This is a genomic window from Desulfobacula sp. (genome assembly GCF_021107415.1).
The window spans coordinates 1-2802 of record NZ_JAIOSW010000124.1; the positions used below are offsets into that span (position 1 = coordinate 1).

Annotated in this window: 2 protein-coding genes; one reads left to right on the forward strand and one right to left on the reverse strand. The window is 38.0% G+C overall.

Annotation, left to right across the window (positions count from 1 at the left end):
- Positions 1 to 613: 613 nt before the first annotated feature.
- Positions 614 to 2392 carry a tetratricopeptide repeat protein gene (locus K8S13_RS06660; protein WP_291461408.1) on the forward strand — a complete coding sequence of 593 codons (1779 nt, stop codon included), beginning with the start codon at positions 614 to 616 and terminating at the stop codon, positions 2390 to 2392.
- 260 nt (positions 2393 to 2652) lie between these two features.
- Here K8S13_RS06660 and K8S13_RS25610 read toward each other — a convergent pair whose 3' ends face one another.
- Positions 2653 to 2793 (reverse strand): flagellar biosynthesis regulator FlaF, encoded by a 141-nt coding sequence (locus tag K8S13_RS25610; protein WP_367172540.1) that lies wholly within the window; start codon positions 2791 to 2793, stop codon positions 2653 to 2655.
- Positions 2794 to 2802: the final 9 nt, after the last annotated feature.

A 2802-nucleotide genomic window follows, 5' to 3' on the forward strand; every position in this document is an offset into this window, starting at 1 on the left:
ATATTTCAAGGGGAACGCAGAAGGTTTTAACAATAGATAACGTTTCTATAAATCAACTTGATAAATTGCTGAATCATTCATGACAAAAAATCGTTACCGGAGAATATCTTCAAATTCAATCGATGGTTTCTGTATGCTATTTACCCGGGATTTGGTTGAAAGAATCGGGCTTTTGGATGAGCAATTCGACAAGAATGGTTATGAGGATGAAGATTTCTGTCTCAGAGCCCTTCTGGAAGGCCGAATGAACTTTATTGGAGGAGATGTATATGTCCATCAGCAGAACAAAAAAGCTTTTTCCCGAAACAATAAGTATTTTAACACAAAATGGAATAAAGCAGATGCGCACAGCCTTGAAGGGAAAAAATTTCTTACTTTAAAGGCAATTGAAAAAGGAAACGAAGCATATCAGAAGGGATATATAGATAATGCAGTTGAAATATTTCTTGAAGGGATAGGGCTTTCACCGAATGATAAACGGACTTATTATGCTCTCGCAGAAATTTTATTGAACAATAAAAAATATAAAGACGGCATTGAAGTCTTAAATGAAATGCCGCCTGATGAACAGGATGCAAAGAGACTGGAACTGATCGGGTATTGTAAAGAAGGGATGAAATTATATGATCAGGCGCAAAATTATGCAAACCAGGCACTTCATCTTAACCCATCATCTGCACCAGCTATGAATCTTAAAGGGGTTCTGGCATATAATCAGGGTGATAATCATACTGCGGAAGACTTCTTCAACAAGGCAGTTGAATCTGATCCAGGATATGGGGAACCTTATACAAATCTTGGGGCAATACGCTGGGATAAAAAGCAGGACGAGGCATTAAATCTGTTTGAAAAGGGGTTCATCCTTTCTCCAACGAGCCCGGATATTATTGTAAATTATCATACAGCAGCCTCAGCACTGGGAGAATTTGAAAGAGCCGGGCAAATTTTTAAGGAAGCCGGCTTGTTATATCCGAACAATAAAAATATTAAATACAAATTCATTGATTTTTTACTAAAGCTGGAAAAACATGCACAGGCTATGTACCAGATCGAAGAGGCAATCACTTTATTTGGAGTAGATGACGGAATTTTATCTGCTGCTCTCAAAATCAGGGATTTGCTGGGGCCAAAAGAAATCGATGAGATAAAAAATAAAATAAACACTGTTACCTTGTGCATGATAGTTAAAAATGAGGAGAGGTATCTTGCAAATTGTCTCAGAAGTGTGAAACCAGTCGTTGATGAAATGATAGTTGTGGATACAGGTTCAACTGACAGGACAAAAGAGATTGCCAGGGCGTTAGGCGCTAAAGTATATGACTTTGAATGGACCGATGATTTTTCAGAAGCTAGAAACTTTTCTATTTCAAAGGCTTCCGGGAAATGGAACTTAATAATGGATGCAGACGAAACGATTTCTTCTCTCGATTATAATAAGTTTAAAAAAATCGTTGAAAAATCAAAACCAGTTGCTTATCAGTTCACAACAAGAAATTATACTCTATTATTTAATATGATAGGATGGAATGCGAATGATGAGAAGTATTTCAATGAAAATGCAGGGGTTGGCTGGACCCCTAGTGATAAGGTGCGGTTGTTTCCTAATAAGCATGGTGTTCGTTTTGAGTATCCAATACACGAGTTAATAGAGCCATCTTTGAAAAAAGCCGGTCTTGAGGTTAAAAAATGCAAAATTCCGATTCATCATTACGGAAAACTGAATCAGAAAAAAAGTGATGATAAAGACGAAATTTATTACCAGATCGGTCGAAAAAAACTCGATGAAATGGAAGATGACGAGGTTGCACTTTGTGAACTTGCAATTCAGGCAGAAACCCTTGGAAAGTATGAAGAATCAATAAAATTATGGGAAAGGTTAATTAAAATCCGGCCTGAAACGGCCTTAGCATTTGTTAACATGGGAACAGCATACGCAAAACTTGGAAAATATGAAAAAGCGGTTTCAGCAGCTTCAAAAGCTGTTGAGATTGATCCTGAAATGGTAGAAGCTCACTATAATTATGCTTTTGCCAAAGTACATATTGGGCTGGTCAAAGAGGCTATTTTGGTTCTTGAAAAACTGCTTAGTCGATTTCCCGAATATCCACCTGCGCAATTTCTTTTATCAGTAGCTTACTGTTTAGAAGCAAGGGAGGCAAAGTGGCGGAAAGGTTTTGAAAAGCTGAGACTCACAATGGGTCCCGGCCTTGCTGTCGCCTGTCAAGAGTTTGCAAAGGGCCTCGTTTCTGCAAAGAGACCGGATTATGTCGCAACGCTTCTTGAAGCTGCAATTGAAACTAAAAACAACAATAAAGAGATTAATGAACTTTACTCTAAATGTCTTGAAATGATGAATGTAGATGGAAAAACGGGAACAATGGGAGATTTATAATTGATCTTTCGATTTTCGATTGCGGATTTTGGATTTGTTGTAGAATTTCCACTACAATAAATTAACCAGTAATAAGAAGTTAAAGGGTCTCAGAATTGAGGCCCTTTTTTATTTTGTTGAATGAAAAAGCAGATCCCTCCTTGGCGGGAATGCGGAATTTGCTTAAAGATTAAAGTCTTTTAGCCTTAAGGACGTCAGTCCACTCCTCAAGTCACGAAGTGACGCTCGTCAAGGCCTCTTTAGCCGCTCAATCCTTATCATCAATCACCTGGTGAGCCTCTTAAGCCAGCGGCGATATTCTGGTTAATATTGATGACTGCAGTAAGCTTCTCCGGTGAAGGGTAGCTCATGGTTTCGAAAATTCGTTTGTCAATAAATGAACTGAGCTGCAGTAAATTTATCTTTAATTG

What these genes read in the sequence shown, in the direction of transcription:
- K8S13_RS06660 (WP_291461408.1), top strand. Translation starts at nt 614, where the DNA reads ATGAAATTATATGATCAGGCGCAAAATTATGCAAACCAGGCACTTCAT.